At 72.3% G+C, this 21,036-nt stretch carries 17 protein-coding genes; 13 read left to right on the top strand and 4 right to left on the bottom strand.

Translation table 11 applies throughout. From position 1 onward, the window contains the following. Positions 1-12: 12 nt before the first annotated feature. Positions 13-903 (bottom strand): sulfite exporter TauE/SafE family protein, encoded by an 891-nt coding sequence (locus EIW28_RS22305; protein WP_125249914.1) that lies wholly within the window; start codon positions 901-903, stop codon positions 13-15. 256 nt (positions 904-1,159) lie between these two features. On the opposite strand from EIW28_RS22305, the gene mdh reads away from it, so the two are divergent. From mdh to EIW28_RS22320, 3 genes are all read left to right on the top strand, one after another. Next, positions 1,160-2,110: a malate dehydrogenase gene (mdh, locus tag EIW28_RS22310; RefSeq protein WP_125249915.1), complete on the top strand. Its 951-nt coding sequence runs from the start codon at positions 1,160-1,162 to the stop codon at positions 2,108-2,110. A gap of 122 nt (positions 2,111-2,232) precedes the next feature. Then, positions 2,233-3,006, top strand: coding sequence for a phosphatase PAP2 family protein (locus EIW28_RS22315; RefSeq protein WP_125249916.1), 774 nt, complete (start codon positions 2,233-2,235; stop codon positions 3,004-3,006). A 63-nt stretch (positions 3,007-3,069) separates the two neighbouring features. After that, positions 3,070-4,311 (top strand): APC family permease, encoded by a 1,242-nt coding sequence (locus EIW28_RS22320; protein WP_125249917.1) that lies wholly within the window; start codon positions 3,070-3,072, stop codon positions 4,309-4,311. 12 nt (positions 4,312-4,323) lie between these two features. Here the strand turns inward: EIW28_RS22320 and EIW28_RS22325 are convergent, their stop codons facing one another. Together EIW28_RS22325 and EIW28_RS22330 are read right to left on the bottom strand one after the other, a co-directional pair. Further along, entirely contained in the window at positions 4,324-4,692 is a 369-nt protein-coding gene (locus EIW28_RS22325) for a DUF3263 domain-containing protein (RefSeq protein ID WP_125249918.1), read from the bottom strand. A 17-nt stretch (positions 4,693-4,709) separates the two neighbouring features. Next, complete coding sequence (locus EIW28_RS22330; protein WP_125249919.1) at positions 4,710-5,495, bottom strand: HAD-IIA family hydrolase; 786 nt, start codon at positions 5,493-5,495, stop codon at positions 4,710-4,712. Positions 5,496-5,646: 151 nt separating this feature from the next. Here EIW28_RS22330 and EIW28_RS22335 point away from each other — a divergent pair, with 151 nt between their 5' ends. Further along, positions 5,647-6,237 (top strand): FABP family protein, encoded by a 591-nt coding sequence (locus tag EIW28_RS22335; protein WP_125249920.1) that lies wholly within the window; start codon positions 5,647-5,649, stop codon positions 6,235-6,237. Here EIW28_RS22335 and EIW28_RS22340 read toward each other — a convergent pair. Further along, the gene (locus EIW28_RS22340; RefSeq protein ID WP_125249921.1) at positions 6,234-8,555 is read right to left on the bottom strand and encodes a DEAD/DEAH box helicase; all 2,322 of its coding nucleotides are present in this window, start codon (positions 8,553-8,555) and stop codon (positions 6,234-6,236) included. The genes EIW28_RS22335 and EIW28_RS22340 overlap by 4 nt on opposite strands. Before the next feature lie 155 nt (positions 8,556-8,710). Between EIW28_RS22340 and EIW28_RS22345 the strand changes: the two genes are divergently transcribed. The 9 genes from EIW28_RS22345 to EIW28_RS22385 all read left to right on the top strand — a co-directional run. Beyond that, positions 8,711-9,070: an STAS domain-containing protein gene (locus tag EIW28_RS22345; RefSeq protein ID WP_232014141.1), complete on the top strand. Its 360-nt coding sequence runs from the start codon at positions 8,711-8,713 to the stop codon at positions 9,068-9,070. After that, on the top strand, positions 9,067-9,588 hold the full coding sequence (locus EIW28_RS22350) for an ATP-binding protein (protein ID WP_158630507.1): 522 nt from the start codon (positions 9,067-9,069) through the stop codon (positions 9,586-9,588). Before EIW28_RS22345 ends, EIW28_RS22350 begins: the two co-directional genes overlap by 4 nt. 192 nt (positions 9,589-9,780) lie before the next feature. Next, on the top strand, positions 9,781-12,114 hold the full coding sequence (locus EIW28_RS22355; protein WP_125249924.1) for a sodium-translocating pyrophosphatase: 2,334 nt from the start codon (positions 9,781-9,783) through the stop codon (positions 12,112-12,114). A 132-nt stretch (positions 12,115-12,246) separates the two neighbouring features. Next, positions 12,247-15,024, top strand: coding sequence for a type I DNA topoisomerase (gene topA / locus EIW28_RS22360; RefSeq protein WP_197717422.1), 2,778 nt, complete (start codon positions 12,247-12,249; stop codon positions 15,022-15,024). Between the two features lie 278 nt (positions 15,025-15,302). Next, a complete protein-coding gene (locus EIW28_RS22365) occupies positions 15,303-16,466 on the top strand; it encodes a glycosyltransferase family 4 protein (RefSeq protein WP_125249925.1) in 1,164 nt (387 codons plus the stop codon). A 63-nt stretch (positions 16,467-16,529) separates the two neighbouring features. Continuing rightward, entirely contained in the window at positions 16,530-17,246 is a 717-nt protein-coding gene (locus EIW28_RS22370; protein WP_197717423.1) for an IspD/TarI family cytidylyltransferase, read from the top strand. Positions 17,247-17,403: 157 nt separating this feature from the next. Beyond that, positions 17,404-18,099 carry a phosphocholine cytidylyltransferase family protein gene (locus tag EIW28_RS22375; protein ID WP_125249926.1) on the top strand — a complete coding sequence of 232 codons (696 nt, stop codon included), beginning with the start codon at positions 17,404-17,406 and terminating at the stop codon, positions 18,097-18,099. A 101-nt stretch (positions 18,100-18,200) separates the two neighbouring features. Then, positions 18,201-19,919: a CDP-glycerol glycerophosphotransferase family protein gene (locus EIW28_RS22380; protein ID WP_125249927.1), complete on the top strand. Its 1,719-nt coding sequence runs from the start codon at positions 18,201-18,203 to the stop codon at positions 19,917-19,919. A 144-nt stretch (positions 19,920-20,063) separates the two neighbouring features. Then, positions 20,064-21,036, top strand: a 973-nt coding sequence (locus EIW28_RS22385) for a Stealth CR1 domain-containing protein (RefSeq protein WP_187350649.1), incomplete at its 3' end; no start/stop codon positions are given.

Below are 21,036 nucleotides of genomic sequence, written 5' to 3' on the forward strand. Positions count from 1 at the left end.
GCCTTTTCTCCGTTACGCCTCGGCCTCGGCCGGCTCGGGCCGGGCCGGGGACGCCCGCGGGGCCCGCGGCCTCGGGCCCGCGAGGGCGAGCGCGCCGACCGCGGCGAGCGCCAGGAACAGGCCCGCGGCCAGGCCCCACGGCAGGGCCACGCCGGCCAGGAGCGCGCGCAGGTGGACGGCCGCGGCGAGGACGCCCGCGGCCGCGGTGAGCTTCGCGGCCGGGAGGCGGCCGGCGAGCCACGCCGCGAACGGGGCCGCGACGGCGCCGCCGACCGCGAGGCCCTCCGCGAGCGGCATCGCGACCCGGAGGCTCTGGGGCGCGAACAGCCAGAAGCCGACGAGCGCGCCCGCGGCCGCGAGCGCCTGGCCGGCGGCGGCCGAGCCGACGACGCGGCGCGGCTCCAGGCGCGAGACGGCCATGAGGACGGGGACCGCGACCGGCCCCCAGGCGCCGCCCACGGCCCCGGCGAAGCCGCCGACGAGGCCGGTCGGGACGGCGAACCCGGTGCGGGGCCGCCCGAGCGGGACGACGCCGCGGGAGCCGCGCCAGGCGAGGACCGCGCCCACGGCGAGGAGCGCGGCGCTCGCGACGGGGGTCGCGGCGTCGAGTCCGGCGAGCGCCGAGAGCGCCCACGCGCCGGTGAAGCCCCCGGCGGCGCCGGCCGCGCCGAGGCGGACCGCGGTGGGCCAGTGGACGTTCCCGAAGCGCACGTGCGCGGCCGCGCCGACGGTCCCGGTGACGAGCGAGGCCGAGGCCGCGGCGGCCGCGGCGACGACGGGCGCGAGGCCGAGCCCGGCGAGGAGCGCGGCGGCGACGGTGCCGAAGCCCATGCCGAGGACGCCGTCGACGAGCTGGGAGACCAGGCCGGCGGCGAAGGCCGCGGCGACGGCGGTCGGGATCATGACGCGGGGCTCCCTCGGGTTCGGACCGCCCCAGGATAGTCGCCGCCAGCGCGCCGCCCCCGGCCGCGCCGCACCGGCCCCGACCGGCCGTTTTGGAGGCCTCCGCCACCCGGTGAGGGGTCGGATGCGCTGGGCGAGACCAGGGTCATAGCGTGGGGGAGCGGTCCTGGTTACGCTCGCGTAGCCCCTACCGGCACCCACCGCCTGCGGCAGTGCACAGGCGTTTGAGTTTCCTAGAGATGCAGAGGAGCATTCGATGGGCAAGAAGGTCACGGTCGTCGGCGCCGGTTTCTACGGCTCCACCACCGCGCAGCGCCTGGCCGAGTACGACATCTTCGACGAGGTCGTCCTCACCGACATCGTCGAGGGCAAGCCCGAGGGCATCGCCCTCGACATGAACCAGTCCCGCACCATCGAGGGCTTCGAGACGAAGGTCGTCGGCGCCACGACCGACAACGAGGGCAACGGGTACGAGAAGACCGCCGGCTCGGACGTCATCGTCATCACCGCCGGCCTGCCCCGCAAGCCGGGCATGAGCCGCATGGACCTCCTCGAGGTCAACGCCCGCATCGTGCGCGGCGTGACCGAGAACCTGGTCAAGCACTCCCCGAACGCCGTCATCATCGTCGTCTCCAACCCGCTCGACGAGATGACCGCGCTCGCGCAGCTCGCCTCGGGCTTCCCGAAGCACCGCGTCCTCGGCCAGGCCGGGATGCTCGACACCGCGCGCTTCACGAACTTCGTGGCCGAGGAGCTCCAGGTGCCGGTCAAGTCGGTGACGACCCTGACGCTCGGCTCCCACGGCGACACCATGGTCCCGGTCCCGAGCCAGTCGTCCGTGGACGGCAAGCCGCTCACCGACCTGCTGCCGGCCGACAAGGTCGAGGAGCTGGTGACCAAGACCCGCAACGGCGGCGCCGAGATCGTGGCCCTGCTCAAGACCGGTTCGGCGTACTACGCGCCGTCGGCCGCGGCCGCGCGCATGGCGAAGGCCGTCGCGGAGGACTCCGGCGCGGTCATGCCGGTGTGCGCGTGGGTCGACGGCGAGTACGGGATCTCCGGCGTCTACCTGGGCGTGAACGCGAAGATCGGCGCCGAGGGCGTCAAGGAGGTCGTCGAGACCCCCCTCACCGACGCCGAGCTGGCGAACCTGAAGGAGGCCGCCGAGGCCGTCCGCGCCAAGCAGGCCGACGTCGCCGAGCTGTAGGCGGACCTGACGACAGGGGCTCCCGCGGCGCGCGGGGGCCCCTTTCGCGTCCCCCGGCGCGGGCCGGTGCGGCGCTCCGACGTGCGTCGGGGCGCGGATCGGGCGTCGCTAGGCTTACGCCCGTGACGGTCAAGAGGCAGCGCGTGGATCGGACCCCTGCGGGCGGGTGGACGCCCTTCGTGGCGAAGCGGCCCGGCTCGTGGCGGCTCGAGATCGCCATGGGCCTGGCGTTCGCGGTCTGCACGTGGCTGTCCGCGTTCGAGAGCCCCCTGATCGACCTCGACATCTGGGTCCGGGACTTCTCGGACGCGCACCGGCCCCCGTGGTTCGAGACGCTCCTGGTGTACACCAACAAGCTCGGGCAGGGCGGCATCCTCAGCGCGGTCGTGCTCGCGCTCGCCGCGCTCCTGGCGTTCCGGCGGCACACGGTGCGGCCGATGGTCGCGTTCCTCGTCATGTACGGCATGGCCGGGCTGGTGCTGCTGCTCAAGCTCGCGTTCCCGCGGATCTACCCGCACTGGCCGCGGCCCGACCCTGGACCGTACGCGGACGCCGGGGAGGCGCTCCTGTTCGTCCCCGACCGGTCCGAGCTGGGGAACCTGGGCGACTCGGCGGTCGGCGCGTACCCCTCGGGGCACGTGGTGAACACGTTCGTGTGGTACGGGCTGCTGGTGCTGCTCGTGGGGGCGCTCATGACGACCTGGCAGCGCCGGCTCCTGCTCGCCGCGCCGGTCGTGATCGTGTTCTTCTCCACGACGTACCTCGGCTTCCACTGGCTCACCGACTCCCTGGCGGGCGTCTTCATCGGCGTCGTCATCGTGCGGATCATGAAGCGCCTCCCCTGGGCCACCGCGCCCCTGCCGGACTGGCTGGAGCCGGAGCGGCGCTACCGGTAGCGGTACCGCGCAGCGCCTTTCGGCGGTGCCCTCCTGTAAACCGGGCGCGGTATCGTCTCGGTCATGCCCACTCCGCCCGAACGGCCGGCCCTCGCCCGCCGCCTCGGCCTCCCCTCCGCGGTCGCGATCGGCCTCGCCTCGATGCTCGGCGCGGGCGTCTTCGCCGTCTGGGGGCCCGCCGCCCGGGCCGCCGGCTCCGGCCCCGGGCTCCTTGCGGCGCTTGCCATCGCCGCGTTCGTCGCCTACTGCAACGCCCGCTCCTCGGCCCGCCTGGCCGCCCTGTACCCGCAGTCGGGCGGCGCGTACGTGTACGGGACGGTGCGGCTCCACCCGGCCGCCGGGTTCGCCGCCGGCTGGGCCTTCCTGGTCGGCAAGACCGCCTCGGGCGCGGCCATGGCCCTGACGCTCGGCGCGTACCTGCTGCCCGAGCACCCGCGGGCGCTCGCGGCGGCCGCGGTGGTCGCGTTCTGCGCCGTGAACCTCCTGGGCGTGCACCGCACCGCGCTCGCGTCGGCGGTGTTCGCGGGCATCACGATCGCGGTGCTCGGCGCCGTCGTCGTCGCGGGGCTCACCGGCCCGGTCGCGGCGCGGCCGCTCGGGGACACGCACCCGTGGGGCGTGCTCACCGCCGCCGGGTTCGTCTTCTTCGCGTTCGCCGGGTACGCGCGCATCGCGACCCTCGGCGAGGAGGTGGTGCGCCCCGAGAAGACGATCCCGCGGGCCGTCGCGATCGCCTTGGGGGCCACCGTGCTCGTGTACGCGGCGGTCGCGGTGACCGCGCTGAGCGTCCTCGGCGCCGGGACGCTCGCCCGGTCGACCGCGCCCCTGGCGGACCTCGCCGGGGCCGGCGCGCCCGCGATCAAGCCGCTCGTGGCCGTGGGCGCGGGCATCGCCGTGGCGGGCGTGCTCCTCAGCCTCCTGGCCGGGATCGGCCGGACCGCGCTCGCGATGGCCCGCGACCGGCGGCTGCCGGGGGCGCTCGCGGCCGTGTCGGAGCGGTTCGGGGTGCCGTGGGCGGCCGAGGTCGCCGCCAGCGCGCTCGTCCTCCTACTGGTGTCCACACTGGACCTGGCGGGGGCGATCGGCTTCTCGAGCTTCTGCGTCCTCGTCTACTACGCGGTCGCGAACGCCTCGGCGGCCACGCTCGACACCCGGGCCCCGCTCCCGTGGCTGGGCCTGGCCGGGTGCCTGCTCGTGGCCGCGAGCCTGCCGCTGTCGTCCGTCCTCGGCGGCCTCGCGGTCTTCGCCGTCGGGGCCGCCTGGTTCTGGTTCACCGAGCGCCGCGCCGCCCGCGACGCCGCCTGACGGCCGGCGGGCTTACCGAGCGGCTCGCCGCTCGTCTCTCGCCGCCCGCAGCCGGCGGACGACGGCGGGCTGCTCCGCGGCGGCCTCGGGGTGGTCGATGAGGCGGGCCAGGTGCTGGTAGTACCGCTCGGGTGTGAGCTCCAGCTCGTCGGCGATGGCCTGCGTCTTCGCGCCCGAGGCGCGCCACCAGCGCGCCTCGAACTCGAGGATGCGGCTCTCCATTGCGGAGAGCTTCGTCTCGGGGTCGCGCGGGGTGCGCGGCGGGCCCGACTGGCGCGGCGCGGCCTCGGGACCGCGGAAGGGCCGCTGGGGTGCGGCGCCCTCCTCGTCCTCCAGGCGGGTGCGCGCGGTGCTGTGGGCGGGGCGTTGGCCGGGAGGCATGGGGGAACTCCTTGCTGTTACTCGATCCAGTCGATGAGGTCGGCGACCGAATCCTTGACGTGGTTGGGCCGGAACGGGTAGCGCTCGACCTCCTCCATAGTGTCAGTGACCCCCGACAGAACGAGGACCGTCTCGAGGCCCGCTTCGAGGCCGGAGAGCACGTCGGTGTCCATGCGGTCGCCGATCATGACGGTCGACTCCGAGTGGGCCCCGATGCGCCGCAACGCGTTTCGCATCATCAGCGGGTTCGGCTTGCCCACGAAGTACGGCTCGGCGCCGGTGGCCGCAGTGATCATCGCCGCCATCGCGCCGCACGCCGGGAGGATGCCCTCCAGCGACGGGCCCGTCGTGTCCGGGTTGGTGCAGATGAACCGCGACCCGGCCTTGATGAGCCGCACGGCCGTCGTGAGCGCGCCGAAGTCGTAGCGCCTCGTCTCACCGAGTACCACGTAGTCCGGGCGGTAATCGGTGAGCACGAACCCGATCTCGTGCAGCGCCGTCGTCAGGCCCGACTCGCCGATGACGTACGCCGAGCCCTTCGGCCGCTGCGAGTGCAGGAAGTCCGCGGTCGCCATCGCCGAGGTGTAGATGTTCTCGGCCGGCACCGCCAGACCCGACTTCTTCAGGCGCGCATGCAAGTCGTTCGGCGTGTAGATGGAGTTGTTGGTGAGGACGAGGAACCGCCTCCCCGTCTCCTGCAGCTTCTCGATGAGCTTGTTCGCGCCGGGGACGGGCACCCCCTCGTGGACGAGCACGCCGTCCATGTCCGAGAGCCAGCTGTCGAAGGGTCCAGGTGTAGTCATGAACAACATCTTGCCATCGCATCCGGCGGACGACGAGGTGCGGACGTAAAGTGGTGCCCGTGGAGACGGCATTGACGGCCGTACTCGTCATCGCCGCGGGCGCCATGGCGGGTGCACTCGGCTACTGGACTATCCGAACCGCGAGGAACAAATGAGCGAGCGCGAAGTACCGGCGGAGTTCGCCTCGACCTTCGAGAAGGTCGGGCCCTACCCGTACGAGGAGACCGACGACCTCCGGCAGGGACCGAACCTGCACGACGACCTCCTGCCGCTCCTCCCGCTCGTCGGCCGCTGGCGCGGCCGCGGCCAGGGCGGCTACCCCGGCACCGAGGACTTCCTGTTCGCGCAGGAGGCCGAGTTCCTCCACGACGGCCGCCCGTTCCTGCGCTACCGCTCGCGCTCCTGGATCATCGACCCCGACGGCAAGCCGGTCCGGCCCGCCGCGCAGGAGACCGGCTGGTGGCGCGTCGTCCCCGGCGACGACCCCAAGCGCCCCGAGATCGAGGTCCTCCTCGCCCACCCGACCGGCGTCCTCGACCTCTACTACGGCCGTGTCGACGGCATGAAGATCGAGATCGCCACCGACGCCGTCGTGCGCAGCCCCCAGGCGAAGGAGGTCACCGCCGGCAAGCGCCTCTACGGCATCGTCGAAGGCGCCCTCATGTACGCGCAGGAGATGGCCGCCGAAGGGCACCCGATGAGCCCGCACCTGAGCGCCAGCCTCAACCGCGTCGCCGGCTAGAAGTCGCCGGGCCAGAGGTCGTCCTCGGCCTCCGCGGGCGGCTTCCGGTCGAAGACGGTCGATTTGACCGGGCCTTCGCCCGCTTTCAAGAGCTTGTCGAGGAGGGTGAGGGCGCCGCGCTTGCTCAGCGGCTCGTTGCCGTTGCCGCACTTGGGGCTCTGGATGCAGGACGGGCAGCCGGCGGCGCACTCGCAGCCGGTGATCGCGTCGCGGGTGGCGCTGAGCCAGTCCGTCCACTTGCGGAACGCCTGCTCGGCGAAGCCCGCGCCGCCCGGATGCCCGTCGTAGACGAAGACCGTCGGCAGCTCGGTGTCCATGTGGGCGGCGGTCGAGAGGCCGCCGATGTCCCAGCGGTCGCACGTCGCGATCAGCGGCAGCAGGCCGATCGAGGCGTGCTCGGCCGCGTGCAGCGACCCGGCGAGGTCGCGGAGGCCCTCCAGGGACTCCGGGTCCACGGTCCACCACACCGCGACCGTGCGCAGCGTCTGCGGCGGCAGGTCCAGCTGCTGCGTGTCGATGACCTCCCCCGAGGGGAGCCGGCGGCGCTGGTACGAGATGACGCACGACGTCACCTCCACCTCGCCCAGGCACAGCGACACGTCGCCCATGTCCAGGCGCTCGCGCGTGGACAGGATCTCCAGGTGCGTGATCTCCTGCGCGCTCGTCGTCCACGGCGGCTTCGCCGCGTGCACCAGCGCCAGGCCCTCCTCCAGGTCGAGGTCGTCGACCAGGTACGACTCGCCCTGGTGCAGGTACAGCGCCCCCCGGTGGACGAGGCGGTGCGAGGCGGCCGCGTCGATCGTGCCGATGAGCCGGCCCGTGCTCGTCTCCGCGATGTCGACGCCCATCGGCCCGGACCCACGCAGCGTCACCTGCGGCCGCTCCGACCCGACCCAGTAGTACCGGCCCCCGGCCCGCTTGCGCAGCAGCCTCTGCTCCACCAACTGGTCGGCCACCTCCCGGCTGCCCGGGATCGACGCCAGGTCGGACTCCTTGAGCGGCAGCTCCTCCGCGGCCAGGCACAGGTGCCCCGCGAGCACGTACGGGTTCGACGGGTCGCACACGCTCGCCTCCACCGGCCGGTCGAAGATCGCCTCCGGGTGGTGCACCAGGTACGTGTCGAGCGGGTCGTCCTTCGCGAGCATCACCGCGAGCGCCTCGGTGTCGCCGCGCCCGGCCCGCCCGATCTGCTGCCAGAACGAGGCCAGCCGGCCCGGGTAGCCGCACAGCAGCACCGCGTCCAGGCCCGTCACGTCGATGCCCAGCTCCAGCGCGTTCGTCGTCGCCACCCCGAGCAGGCGCCCCTCGCGCAGGTCCGCCTCCAGGTCCCGGCGGTGCTCGCGCAGGTACCCGGCCCGGTAGGCCGCGATCCGGCCCGCCGCCGGGTCCGCGCCGAGGCGCGACTTCGCTTCGGCGGCGACGATCTCCGCGCCCCGCCGGGACGGCACGAACGCGAGCGTGCGCACCCCGCGGCGCACCAGCTGCGCCAGCATCCGCGCCGTCTCGCTCAGCGTGGACGCCTGCTGCGGCTCGCCCTCGATCTCGTACGTCACCGGCTCCCACAGCGCCACCGTGGCGCCCGGCGACGGCGAGGAGTCCACCGTCACCGCCGTGGCGGGCCGCCCGGTCAGGACCGACAGCGACGCCGCCGGGTCAGCCGCGGTCGCGCTCGCCGCGATCACCGTCGGGGCCGCCCCGTAGTGCTCGGCCAGGCGCAGCAGCCGGCGCAGCGTCAGCGCCACGTGCGCGCCGAACACGCCCCGGTAGACGTGGCACTCGTCGACCACGACGTACTTCAGGTCCTTCAGCAGCGAGCGCCACATGCGGTGGCGCGGCAGCAGCGAGTGGTGCAGCAGGTCGGGGTTGGACAGCACCAGGTTCGCGAACCGCTGCGCCCACTGCCGGTGCTCGAACGGCGTGTCGCCGTCGACGATCGCCGGGACCAGCCCGGGCACGTCGAACTCCGCGACCGCCCGCGCCTGGTCGGCCGCGAGCGCCTTCGTGGGCGCCAGGTACAGCGTGCGGCCCGGGCCGTCGTTCGCGGCCTCGGTGAGCAGCGGCAGCAGGTACGCCAGGCTTTTGCCCGACGCCGTGCCCGTCGCGATCACCGTGTCGCGGCCCTCGAACGCGTGCGTCGCCGCCTCCGCCTGGTGCGGCCACGGCAGGGTGATCCCGGTGTCCTCCAAGGACTTCCGAACCACCTCCGGCACCCACTCGGGCCAGGGGCTGCGCACCGACGCGCGCGGGGGCAGGCGCCGGACATGCCGCAGGCCGCCCTCGTCACCGTCGAGGGCGGCGATGAGTTCGTCCGCGCGCATCCTGCAATGATGCCGCAGGCGGCCGACAATCCCGCGGGAGCGGCCCGCCGGGGCCGGCCCGCCCGCAATTCGGTCATACGCTCCCGGCTCCGGTCCACTCGGAACGCAGTACGCTTATGGGCCAAGACACACTCCAGCCAGCTAGGAGAGACGGCGTGAGGGGAACTTCAGGCGACGGTGCGCCCGAGCCCGAACTCGGACTGGGCCTGTCGACCGTCGGCGACTACGCGGTCATCAGCGTCACCGGCGAGATCGACATGTACACCGCCCCGCAGCTGCGCGAGGCCGTCCGCCAGCTCTCCTCCGAGGGCCGCATGCGCGTCGCCATCGACCTCACCCCGACCGAGTTCTGCGACTCCACCGGCCTCGGCGTCCTCATCGGCGCCCGCCGCCGCCTCTCCGACGCCGGCGGCAGCCTCGTCGTCGTCTGCGCCAACCCCCGCATCCGCAAGCTCCTGGACCTCACCGGGCTCGACAAGGTCCTGGACGTCCGGGAAGCGGTGCCCGGCGAGTGAACGGCTCCAAGCACGACCGCTCCGGAGGAAGGCGCCCCGAGCCCGCGACGGTCCGCTTCGCCTTCACCCCGGCCGCCGCCTACGTCCGGGCCGCCCGCCTCGTCGCCGCCGACGTCGCCGCCCACGCGGGCGTCGCCACCGGGCTCCTCGACGAGGTGCGCCAGGCCGTCGGCGAGGCGTGCACGCGCGCGGTCCTGCGGCACCGCGACCGCGGACTGCGCGACCTCGTGCGCGTAGAGTTTTCGATCGGTGATCGTTTTGTAGCGAAAATCACCGACAACGCGCAGGATCTGCGCGCGCGCTCCGGCGACCGCGTCGGCGCGGGCGCCGTCGGCGGCGATGCGCGAGCGAACGATCACGACACGCTCGAAGAGGACACCCTCTCCGAGGAGATCACCCTCATCGTCCTCGGCGGACTGGTCGAAGACCTGGTCGTGACCGGTCCGAGCGCGGACGGCGGCACCACCGTCAGCATGAGCTGGCCCCTCCCCGGCGCCGGCGGCCCGGCCGACCACTGAGGCCCCCGACACGCCCCCGGACGGGCGTGACCGAACCCACTCCGAAAGCCCTCACATCGTTACACTCCGCACGTTAAGCAAGCCGCGTCGCCAAGCGCGGCCGACCGGCCCGCGGCACCCGTACGCGGGCCCCTGACGTGACTGCGAAGAGCGCGCCCTGCCTGCGCCGCTCTTCTCTTATGGAGGAACTACATGCATACGTTGCTCGCCAACGGCGACGAGGGCGTAGGCGCGCTCGAGGGCGCCAACCTCAGCCTCGTCGTGCTCGCGGCCGCGCTGGCGCTCATCGCGCTCGCCGGCGCCGCCGCGCTCGTCAAGAGCATCCTGAGCGCCGGGACCGGCACCGACAAGATGCGGGAGATCTCCGGGGCCGTCCAGGAGGGCGCCTCGGCCTACCTCAGGCGCCAGTTCAAGGCGCTCGGCGTCTTCGTCGTCATCGCCGTGGTCCTGCTCTTCCTGCTCCCGGCCGAGGGCGGCACCGACGTCCGGATCGGGCGCAGCCTGTTCTTCATCGTCGGCGCCCTGTTCAGCTCGTTCATCGGCTGGGCCGGCATGAGCCTGGCGACCCGCGCGAACGTGCGCGTGGCCGCCGCGGCCCGCGACGGCAAGCCCGCCGGCGCGATGCACCTGGCGTTCCGCACCGGCGGCGTGGTCGGCTTCCTCACCGTCGGCCTCGGCCTCCTCGGCGCCTCGGTCGTGGTGTACGTCTACAACGCCGACGCGCCCGTGGTCCTGGAGGGCTTCGGCTTCGGCGCCGCGCTCCTCGCCATGTTCATGCGCGTGGGCGGCGGCATCTTCACCAAGGCCGCCGACGTCGGCGCCGACCTCGTCGGCAAGGTCGAGCAGGGCATCCCCGAGGACGACCCGCGCAACCCGGCGACCATCGCCGACAACGTGGGCGACAACGTCGGCGACTGCGCCGGCATGGCCGCGGACCTGTTCGAGTCCTACGCCGTCGTGCTCGTCGCGAGCCTCATCCTCGGCCGCGCCGCCTTCGGCGAGACCGGCCTGGTCCTGCCGCTGCTGGTCGCCTCCGTCGGCATCGTCTGCGCGATCCTCGGCGTCGTCATCACCCGCATGCGCGCCTCCGACGCCTCGGGCCTGACCGCGATCAACCGCGCGTTCTACATCTCCGCGGTCGTCGCCGCGGTGCTCACCGCGGCCGCCGTGTTCTGGTACGTGCCGTCCTCCTGGTCCGAACTCGGCGGCAAGATCGCCGCCGAGGACATCGCGAGCATCCCGGTCAACCCGCAGGTGCTCGCCGTCGTGGCCGTGCTCATCGGCATCGCCCTGGCCGCCGCGATCCTCGCGCTCACCGGCTACTACACCGACACCCGCTTCAAGCCCACGAAGACCGTCTCGGCCTCGACCCGCACCGGCGCGGCAACGACCATCCTCTCGGGCTTCTCGCTCGGCCTGGAGTCGGCCGTCTACACCGCGCTGACGATCGCCGCCGCGGTCCTGGGCGCCTACCTGCTCGGCGGCGGCGTGTTCCTGGTGAGCCTGTTCGCGGTCGCGCTCGCCGGCTGCGGCCTGCTCACCACCGTCGGCGTCATCGTCGCCATGGACACCTTCGGGCCCATCAGCGACAACGCGCAGGGCGTCGCGGAGATGTCCGGCGACGTCGAGGGCGACGCGGCCCGCACGCTCACCGACCTCGACGCGGTCGGCAACACCACCAAGGCCATCACCAAGGGCATCGCGATCGCGACCGCGGTCCTGGCCGCGACCGCCCTGTTCGGCTCCTACACCGACGCGGTCACGTCCGAGGGCCTCGCCGGCGGCGCGCTGTTCGAGTCGCTGAACATCGCCGACCCGGTGAACATCGTCGGCTTCATCATCGGCGCGAGCGTCGTGTTCCTGTTCTCCGGTCTCGCCGTGAACGCCGTCGCCCGCTCCGCCGGCGCCGTCGTCACCGAGGTGCGCGACCAGTTCAAGCGCTTCCCCGGGATCATGGAGGGCACCCAGCGGCCCGAGTACGGCCGCGTGGTCGACATCTGCACCCGCGACGCCCAGCGCGAGCTGGTCACCCCGGGCCTGCTCGCGATCACCGCGCCCATCGCGGTCGGCTTCGGCCTCGGCGTGGGCCCGCTCGCGGCCTACCTCGCCGGCGCGATCGCGTGCGGCGTGCTCATGGCCGTCATGCTCGCGAACTCGGGCGGCGCCTGGGACAACGCGAAGAAGGACGTCGAGGACGGCAACCACGGCGGCAAGGGCTCCGAGGCCCACGCCGCGGCCGTCATCGGCGACACGGTCGGCGACCCGTTCAAGGACACCGCCGGCCCGGCCATCAACCCGCTCCTCAAGGTCATGAACCTGGTGAGCCTCATCATCGCCCCGGCCGTGGTCGTCTACACGGTCGAGGGCGTCGGGTCCGAGGCCGGCAGCCCGGTCCGCTGGATCGTCGCCGGCGTCGCCGTCGCCGCCCTCGTGGCCGCCATCCTGGTCTCCAAGCGGCGCTCCGCGGTGGTGGAGGCGGGGGAAGCCCGCGCCCCGGAGCAGCGTGAGTCGGTCGAGGTCGGCTAGCTGATTCGGGTCGAATTCCGGCGTGTGCCCCGGCTCCCGGAGCCGGGGCACACTCATACTCAGGGGACGTGTCGCGGAAGCGTGAGCTACCGTAACGAATCGAGTGCATTTTCCGAGTGAACGGTGGGAGCAGTGCCGGACATCAAACGCCTGGTCATCGTCGAGTCCCCGGCGAAGGCCAAGACGATCGCCTCCTACCTCGGCAGCGGGTACATCGTCGACTCCTCCCTCGGGCACATCCGCGACCTCCCTCGCAGCGCGAAGGAGATCCCGGCCAAGTACAAGGACAAGGCCTGGTCCCGGCTCGGCGTCGACGTCGACAACGACTTCGCGCCCCTGTACATCGTCAACCCCGACCGCTCGGCGCACGTGAAGAAGCTCAAGGGCTACCTCGCCGAGGTCGACGAGCTCTTCCTCGCCACCGATGAGGACCGCGAGGGGGAGGCCATCGCCTGGCACCTCCTGGAGACCCTGAAGCCGAAGATCCCGGTCAAGCGGATGGTCTTCCACGAGATCACGCGCCAGGCGATCGCCGACGCGGCCGCGAACCCGCGCGAGCTCAACCAGGACCTCGTCGACGCCCAGGAGGCCCGGCGCATCCTCGACCGGCTCTACGGGTACGAGGTCAGCCCGGTCCTGTGGAAGAAGGTCATGCCGCGCCTGTCGGCCGGGCGCGTCCAGTCCGTCGCCACCAGGCTCATCGTCGAGCGCGAGCGCGCCCGCATGGCGTTCCGCTCCGCCGACTACTGGGACGTCACCGCGAACCTGTCCACAGCGGACGACGAGCGGTTCAAGGCCGTGCTCCTCGCCGTCGACGGCGACCGGGTCGCCACCGGCAAGGACTTCGACCCGGCGACCGGCGCCGCGAAGGGCAACGTCGTCCACCTCGACGAGGCGGGCGCGCGGGGCCTCGCCGGGCGGCTCGAGGGCCGCGACTTCACCGTCCTCAAGGTCGACAAGAAGCCGTACCGGCGCCGCCCGTACCCGCCGTTCATCACCTCGACGCTCCAGCAGGAGGCCGGGCGCAAGCTGCGGCTCTCCAGCGCCCAGGTCATGCGGGTCGCGCAGCGGCTCTACGAGAACGGCCACATCACCTATATGCGGACCGACTCGACGAACCTGTCGGCGACGGCCATCAACGCCGCCCGCGCGCAGGCCGCCGAGCTGTACGGGGCGCAGTACGTGCCGGCCGAGCCGCGCCACTACGCGCGGAAGGTGAAGAACGCGCAGGAGGCGCACGAGGCTATCCGGCCCGCCGGGGACGTGTTCAAGACCCCGAACCAGCTGAAGAACCAGCTCTCGGCCGAGGAGTTCCGCGTCTACGAGCTCATCTGGCGGCGCACGCTCGCCTCCCAGATGGTCGACGCCACCGGGAACTCGACCTCGGTGCGCGCCCGCGCCGTCACCACCTCGGGGGAGGAGGCCGACTTCGGCGCCTCCGGCAAGACGATCACGAACCCGGGCTTCCTCCTGGCGTACGTGGAGTCCATCGAGGAGGGCGACGCCGACGACGCCGAGAAGCGGCTCCCCGAGCTCGCCGAGCGCCAAACGCTCAGCGAGCGCGGCCTGGAGGCCGCCGGGCACACGACGCAGCCGCCGGCGCGGTACACCGAGGCGTCCCTGGTGAAGGCCCTGGAGGAGCGCGGGATCGGGCGGCCGTCGACGTACGCGTCGATCATGCAGACCATCCAGGACCGCGAGTACGTGTTCAAGAAGGGCCAGGCGCTCGTGCCCGCGTTCCGGGCCTTCGCGGTCGTGGGCCTCCTGGAGCGCCACTTCCCGCGCCTGGTGGACTACGACTTCACCGCCGGGATGGAGGACGAGCTCGACCAGGTCGCCGCCGGGCAGGAGTCGCGCGAGGAGTTCCTGCGCAAGTTCTACTTCGGAGGCCAGGACAAGGAGGGCACCGTGGCCGCCTCGGGCGGGCTGCGGCACATGGTCGAGGAGGAGCTGGCGAAGATCGACGCGCGCCAGGTCAACTCGATCCCGCTCTACACCGACGACCAGCAGCGGCAGGTCGTGGCCCGGGTGGGGCGGTACGGCCCGTACCTGGAGCGCACGACGCCCGCGCAGGCCGAGGCCGGCGAGCCCGGCGAGCGCGTCTCGGTCCCCGAGTCCGTCGCCCCCGACGAGCTGACGGTCGCCAAGGTCGAGGAGCTGTACGAGCTCGGCTCCGCCGAGGGCGAGCTCGGCGTCCACCCCGAGACCGGGGAGCCGGTGTACGCCAAGAGCGGCCGGTACGGCCCGTACGTGACGTCGGGGGAGAAGTCCTCGTCGCTGCTGACCGGGCAGAAGCTCTCGGAGCTCACCCTCGACGACGCCGTGCGGCTGCTGACGCTGCCGCGCCTGGTCGGCAAGGACGCCGAGGGCGAGGAGATCCGCACCGGCCTGGGCCCGCACGGCCCGTACGTGAAGAAGGGCCGCGACTACCGCTCGCTCGACTCCGAGGAGCAGCTGTTCTCGCTGACCCTCGAGGAGGCCGAGAAGCTCCTGGCGCAGCCGAAGACGCGCGGGCGCCAGCAGCGGGCGCAGACGCTCCTGAAGGAGCTGGGCCCCGACCCGGTGACCGGCAAGGAGGTCACGCTCAAGGACGGGCGCTTCGGCCCGTACGTGACCGACGGCGAGACGAACGCGTCGATCCGCAAGACCGACTCGATCGAGGACCTGACGATCGACCGCGCCGCCGAGCTCCTCGCCGAGCGGCGCGAGAAGGTCGCCTCCGGCGCGGTGCCGGCGAAGAAGGCCGCGAAGAAGACGGCCAAGAAGACCGCCGCGAAGAAGACGGCGAAGAAGGCGACCGCGGCGAAGTCCGCCGCCAAGAAGACCACGACCAAGAAGACCGCGGCCAAGCAGACGGCGGCCAAGAAGGCCGCGAAGAAGGCGGCGAAGAAGGCCGCGCCCGGCGAATAGCGGCGCGGGGGTCCGGCGCCGCGGCGCCGGACCCCGGCCTCCGCCCGCGTGGCGGCGTTTGCGGCGGCATGTGGCAGGTCTGACACGCCCATGGAACCGGCCACGCCCCGCTTCGGCGCGTCCGCCTGCCGTTCAGACGGCCTTAAACTAGTTTCCACTTGGATGCAACCCCGTCCAGGGTCCGGCGCGTCAAGGCATTGCGGACACGGCTCGGCGCTGAGCATCGATCGTCCGATGTGGCTGAAGGCGGCAATTCTTCGAAAGCGGGTTTCGAGTTCATGCGAATCACATTTCTGGTCCGTAACATCTGGGGCATCGGCGGCACCATCAAGACCACCCTCAACACCGCGGAAGCCCTGGTAGAGCTCGGCCACGACGTGACGATCGCATCGTTCGTGCGGCACAAGGCGAAGTCCGACTTCGCGATCGACCCGCGGATCCGCGTCGTCAATCTGTGGGACACCCGAATTCCGGAGAAGGGCGGCGACCGCCTTTCCCTCATCGAGCGCTGGCAGTCGAAGCGGCGCTCATTCCTCGACGCCGACAAGGTGAACAACCAGGGCGAGTCGTCGAAACTCCTCGACCGGCGCGTCAAGCACTTCCTCGAGACGCTCGACACCGACGTCGCCGTCGGCACCCAGGTCTCGGTCAACCTGTACATGGCCGAGTACGGCCGTCCCGAGCGCTACGCCATGGTCGCCCAGGAGCACATGTACCTGGAGCACTACAAGGAGCCGGTGCGCCGCCGCATCGACGCCCAGTACCCGAAGTTCGACGCGATCGTCACCATCACCGAGGCCGACGCCGCCGCCTACCGCGAGGCGTTCCCCGACCTGGTCGACAAGATCACCTGCATCCCGAACTCGATCCCGGCCAGCTCCAAGGAGCCCTCGCCGCTCACCGAGCCGCTCGTCATGACCGCCGGCCGCCTGACCGGCATGAAGGGCTTCGACACCCTCGTCAAGGCGTTCTCCCAGGTCGCCGAGGAGTTCCCGGAGTGGCGGCTCAAGATCTTCGGCCGCGGCCCCAGCAAGGAGAAGCTGACGAAGCTGATCGCCGACCTCGGCCTGGAGGGCCGCGTCGAGCTGCCCGGCCCGGTCACGCCCCTCGACGCCGAGTGGCAGCGCGCCTCCGTCGCCGCGATCCCCTCCCGGTTCGAGCCGTTCGGGCTCGTCATCGTCGAGGCCATGGCCGCCGGCCTCCCGGTGGTGTGCAGCGCGGTCAAGCACGGTCCGCTGGAGATCATCGAGAGCGGGGAGAACGGCCTGCTCGTGCCCCCGATGAAGCCGACCGCGCTCGCCAACGCGCTGCGCCGGCTCATGGGCGACCCGCAGCTGCGCCGCAAGCTCGCCGACGCCGGGCTCGCCACCGCGAAGCGCTTCGAGCCCGGCGAGGTCGTCGGCCTGCACGTCGACGTCTTCGCGAAGGTCGCCCGCGCCTGACCGGCCCGGCCGGGCTTGTAGATTGGTCCCGCAGGACGCCCGCCCAGGACCAGGAGGCCCGCCGTGCCCACCGCCCAGCCGACCGTCGCGGCAGTGCTCGCGGGGGGGACGGGCGCCCGCATGGGCGCCGCCCTCCCCAAGCAGCTCCTCGAGGTCGCCGGCAAGCCGGTGCTCCAGCACACCCTGGAGGCCTTCGACCGGAGTCCGGTCGTCGACCGGATCGTGCTCGTCATGGCCGAAGGCCACCATGAAGCGGCCTGGACCATAGCCAAAGCCGCGAATGTGACAAAACTCTCCGCCGTGATCGCGGGCGGCGCCACCCGCGCCGGCTCCTCGCTCGCCGCCGTCCGGTGGGCCCTGGCCCAGCCCGGCGTCGGCCCGGAGGCGCGGCTGCTCCTCCACGACGCCGCCCGGATGCTCGTCACCGGGCGCATCATCGCCGATGTGGTTGCGGCGCTTGACGACTGCGCGGCCGTCACCGCCGCCGTGCCCTCCTCCGACACCGTCGTCGAGACCGACGGCGACCGCATCGCGGCCGTCCCCGACCGGTCGCGGCTCGCCCGCGTGCAGACGCCGCAGGGCTTCCGGCTCGGCCTCATCGCCGCCGCCCACGAGGCCGCCGCGGCCGACCCCGGCTTCACGCCGACCGACGACTGCTCGGTCGTCCTGCGGTACCGTCCCGACGTGCCTGTCCGCACCGTCGCGGGCAGCGACCGCAATCTCAAGGTGACCGGGCCGGACGACCTCGCCATCGCCGAAGCGCTCCTGCGACGCGCCTGAGGCGTCACCCGCCGTCCCCGTCCCGCTGCGGGCCGTCCCAGCCGCTGGACCTCGTGTGACGCTCTCGTAAACCTTGCGTTGGCACCTGGGTCACGGCCCGTTCAACTAGGTAAACTGCACCGATCCAGCACCTAAACCGAACGAGGTGGCACTCGACATGTCCACGAACATCGTGATCCTCGCGGCCGGCGTCGGCTCCCGGCTCGGCAAACCGCACCCCAAGCCGCTCACCCCCCTGAACACCGGCGAGACCATCCTCGGCCGGTCGCTGCGCCTCCTCACCTCCCGCTTCAGCCGCCACTCCATCCACCTCGTCGTCGGCTACAAGAAGGAGATGATCATGGAGGAGGTGCCCGACGTCGGCTTCATCTACAACCAGGCGTACGGCGACACCAACACCTCCAAGAGCCTCCTCAAGGCGTTCAACATCCTCGGCCCCGGCGGCGTGCTGTGGCTCAACGGCGACGTCGTCTTCGACCCGCAGGTCCTCGACGTCCTCCTCCCGCACATCGCCATGGACCACTCGTTCATCGCCGTGAACACCGCCAAGGTCTCCGACGAGGAGGTCAAGTACACCCTCGGCGCCGACGGCTACATCAGCAAGCTCTCCAAGCGCGTCGCGGACGGCGCCCTCGGCGAGGCCGTCGGCATCAACTACGTCTCCGCGGACGACCGCGCCCTCGTCGCCAAGCGCCTGGACGAGGTCGACGACCAGGACTACTTCGAGGGCGGCATCGAACTCGCGATCGCCAAGGACGGCGTCCGGTTCGAGGCGGTCGACATCTCCCAGCACAACGTCATCGAAGTCGACTTCGCCGAGGACCTCAACAGCGTCAACGAGGCGTTCAAGTAGCAGCAGCCCCCTCTCGAAGGCCGCCCCGACCCGCGTGGCACCGTCGCCGACGCCCTCCAGCATCACCACGACACCGACCATTCGAGCAAAGGCCCGCCAAGTTGTTGAAGAAGCTGCTCAGATCACGGACGTTCCTGCCCACGGCGTCGGCCGTCGCGGCCCTCGCCGCGGCGGTCGCCGCCCTCGGGCTCCCCTGGCTCCCGCTCCTGCCCGCCCTCGTCGCCTTCGGCGGGGTCGCCCGCCGCACCACTGAGAACATCGCGAACCTCCGGGGCGCCCGCATCGTCGCCGCCACCGCGGTCCTCCTCGCGGTCTGGCAGGACAGCGGCCTCGACCGCTGGCCCCTCCTCGCCGCCGGCGCCCTCATCGCCCTGTTCGCCGTCTGCTCCGACATCGTCGACCGCGCCCTCAACGTCGGGTACCTGCTCAGCGCCCATCTCGACGTCGAGCGCAGCACCCTGGAGCGCTGGTCCACCCCGCCGGTGATCGTCCGCATCATGAGCGCGCTCGGCATCGCCTACGTCGCCGCCGCGGCCGTCCCCGCCGAGGCCGCCCGGATCACCGACTGGGTGTTCCTGGGCCTGGCCCTCGCCTCGTTCGCGTGGACCGGCATCGCCTTCCTCGAGGGCTACTACCACCGCCGCCGCGAGTCGCACCCCGTCGACGGCCGCGTCATGACCGCCGTGACCCGGCTCCAGCCGAAGTTCGTCGTCTACTTCGCCGGCGCCCGCGCCTCCGAGTACCAGCTCACCATGTGGCTGCCGTACTTCGAGCGGGTCGGCGACCCGTACATGATCCTCATCCGCGACCGCTACCTGTACGACGGCATCGTCGCGCGCACCTCCGCCCCGGTCGTGTACGTGCCCGCCCAGTCGGTCCTCGACACGATCCTCCCCGAGAGCGTGCGCGCCTGCTTCTACGTCAACCACGCGATCAAGAACGCCCAGGCGATCAAACTCGACAAGTACCTCCACGTGCAGCTCATGCACGGCGACTCCGACAAGGCCATCAGCCGCAGCCCCGTCTCGCTCATGTACGACCGGGTCTTCGTCGCCGGCCAGGCCGGCGTCGACCGCTATCACCGCCACGGCGTCGACATCCCCAACTACAAGTTCAAGAAGATCGGGCGCCCGCAGCTGCACGACCTCAGGGTCGGGACCCGCGAGAAGGTCGAGGGCGAGCGCAAGGTGGTGCTGTACACCCCCACCTGGACCGGCCTGACCGCCGACGTCAACTACTCGTCCCTGAAGCAGGGCAAGCGGATCGTGCAGGCGATCCTCGACCGCGACGTCACCCTCATCTTCCGCACCCACCCGTACACGAAGACGAACGCCGCGTACCTCGCGCTCGCCGAGGAGATCAAGTCGGTCATCGCCGCGGACGCCGCCAAGACCGGCCGCGCCCACCTGTGGGGCGCCCAGGCCGAGTCCCGCGTCTCGCTCACCGAGTGCGTCAACGCCGCCGACGTCGCCATCTCCGACATCTCCGGGACCGCCTCCGACTGGCTCTACAGCGGCCGGCCGTTCGCGATGACCGACCCGAAGGGCTTCCGCGAGCGCTACCTCGACGAGTTCCCGCTCGCCAAGGCCGCGTACCTGCTCGACCCGAAGGCCGGGAACATCGAGGAGGTCCTCGACGAGCTCCTCGAGAACGACTCCAAGGCCGCCGTGCGCGCCGAGGTCCGCGAGTACTACCTCGGCGACTTCGCCCCCGACGAACTCCTCGACGTCTTCGTCCGCGAAGTCAAGGCCACCTACGCCGACCCGGTCCGCAAGGTCGCCCTCGGCGAGTCCGCCGTCCCCTCCGCGGCGCGCAAGTGAGCGCGAGGGGCTCGTGGGGCCGGTGGGGCGCGCGGACGTGACGCGGGGCCGATGCCACCCCGGGTCCGACCCGCGCGTGTCATGAGCAGGTAATCTAGCGACTTCGACAACGCGAACGGACGGAGAACTGTGGTAGGCGGGTTCGTGAAGAAGGCGGTCAGGCGGGTCCTGCCCGCGCCCCTGTGGGAGCGGCTGCGGGAGTTCCGGCGATCGCGCCGGGCCGCCGCGCGGCGGCGGGCCGAGGCCCGGGCGGCCGCCGGCTGCCATGCGCGCCTCCTCGCCGCCGACCCCGGCCTGCGGCCCGTCCGCGTCGACGGCAGGGACCTGGTGGGCCGCGTCGTCGACGGGTTCACGGCCGCGGCCGCCGAGGAGCGCCTGCGCGAGGTCGTCGGCGCCGCCGAGGCGGCCGGCGCCGGCTACTTCATCGTCCCCGGCAAGTCCCACCTGCGCCACGTCGTCGGCCTGCGCGCGGGCGACCGCGCGGCGTTCCTCGCGGCGATGCGCGAGCGGTTCGGCGACACGGAGCTGTACGTCGGCAAGCCGGAGTCCGGCGCCTCCAACGAGTTCGCCGCCGGCCCCTACCCGTTCGCGGGCGGCCTGCCCAAGCGGATCGCGAACGCGAAGGTCCTGCGGTTCGGCAGGCTCCTGCTCGGCCCCGAGGGGCAGCTCCTGGGCGGCCTCGAACTCGGCTGCGACGTCGAGTTCTGGGACGAGGCCGACGCGCTCGGCGACGACCCGAAGTTCCTCGCCCGCCAGGAGCGCCTCAAGGTGCGCATCCCGCCCGCGCTGTTCGCCGGCGCCTGGGTTGCCCCGCGCGCCAACGAGGTCGCGGACGTGCTGCCGGCCGAGGCGCGCGTCCCCGCCCACCGCGTCATCGGCGAGCGCAAGTACGACACGTTCGAGCCGTTCAACCACAAGCTCGTCGACGAGGTGGACTTCCCGGTGGACGCGGTCTACATGTGGGTCGACGGCGACGACCCCGAGTGGGCCGCCTCGCGCGCCGCCCACCTCGGCGAGGGCGTGTCCCGCCTCGCCAGCGCCGCCTCGAACTTCGTCAGCCGCGACGAGCTGAAGTACTCGCTGCGGTCGCTGCACACCTTCGCGCCGTTCATCAGGA

It is taken from the genome of Glycomyces terrestris (genome assembly GCF_003933745.1).
GTDB classification, from domain to species: domain Bacteria; phylum Actinomycetota; class Actinomycetes; order Mycobacteriales; family Micromonosporaceae; genus Glycomyces; species Glycomyces terrestris.

Coding starts and splice junctions, on each gene's coding strand:
- EIW28_RS22305 (WP_125249914.1), bottom strand. CDS start 903: ATGATCCCGACCGCCGTCGCCGCGGCCTTCGCCGCCGGCCTGGTCTCC.
- EIW28_RS22365 (WP_125249925.1), top strand. CDS start 15,303: ATGCGAATCACATTTCTGGTCCGTAACATCTGGGGCATCGGCGGCACC.
- EIW28_RS22355 (WP_125249924.1), top strand. CDS start 9,781: ATGCATACGTTGCTCGCCAACGGCGACGAGGGCGTAGGCGCGCTCGAG.
- mdh (WP_125249915.1), top strand. CDS start 1,160: ATGGGCAAGAAGGTCACGGTCGTCGGCGCCGGTTTCTACGGCTCCACC.
- EIW28_RS22335 (WP_125249920.1), top strand. CDS start 5,647: ATGAGCGAGCGCGAAGTACCGGCGGAGTTCGCCTCGACCTTCGAGAAG.
- EIW28_RS22320 (WP_125249917.1), top strand. CDS start 3,070: ATGCCCACTCCGCCCGAACGGCCGGCCCTCGCCCGCCGCCTCGGCCTC.
- EIW28_RS22340 (WP_125249921.1), bottom strand. CDS start 8,555: ATGCGCGCGGACGAACTCATCGCCGCCCTCGACGGTGACGAGGGCGGC.
- EIW28_RS22375 (WP_125249926.1), top strand. CDS start 17,404: ATGTCCACGAACATCGTGATCCTCGCGGCCGGCGTCGGCTCCCGGCTC.
- EIW28_RS22330 (WP_125249919.1), bottom strand. CDS start 5,495: ATGACTACACCTGGACCCTTCGACAGCTGGCTCTCGGACATGGACGGC.
- EIW28_RS22325 (WP_125249918.1), bottom strand. CDS start 4,692: ATGCCTCCCGGCCAACGCCCCGCCCACAGCACCGCGCGCACCCGCCTG.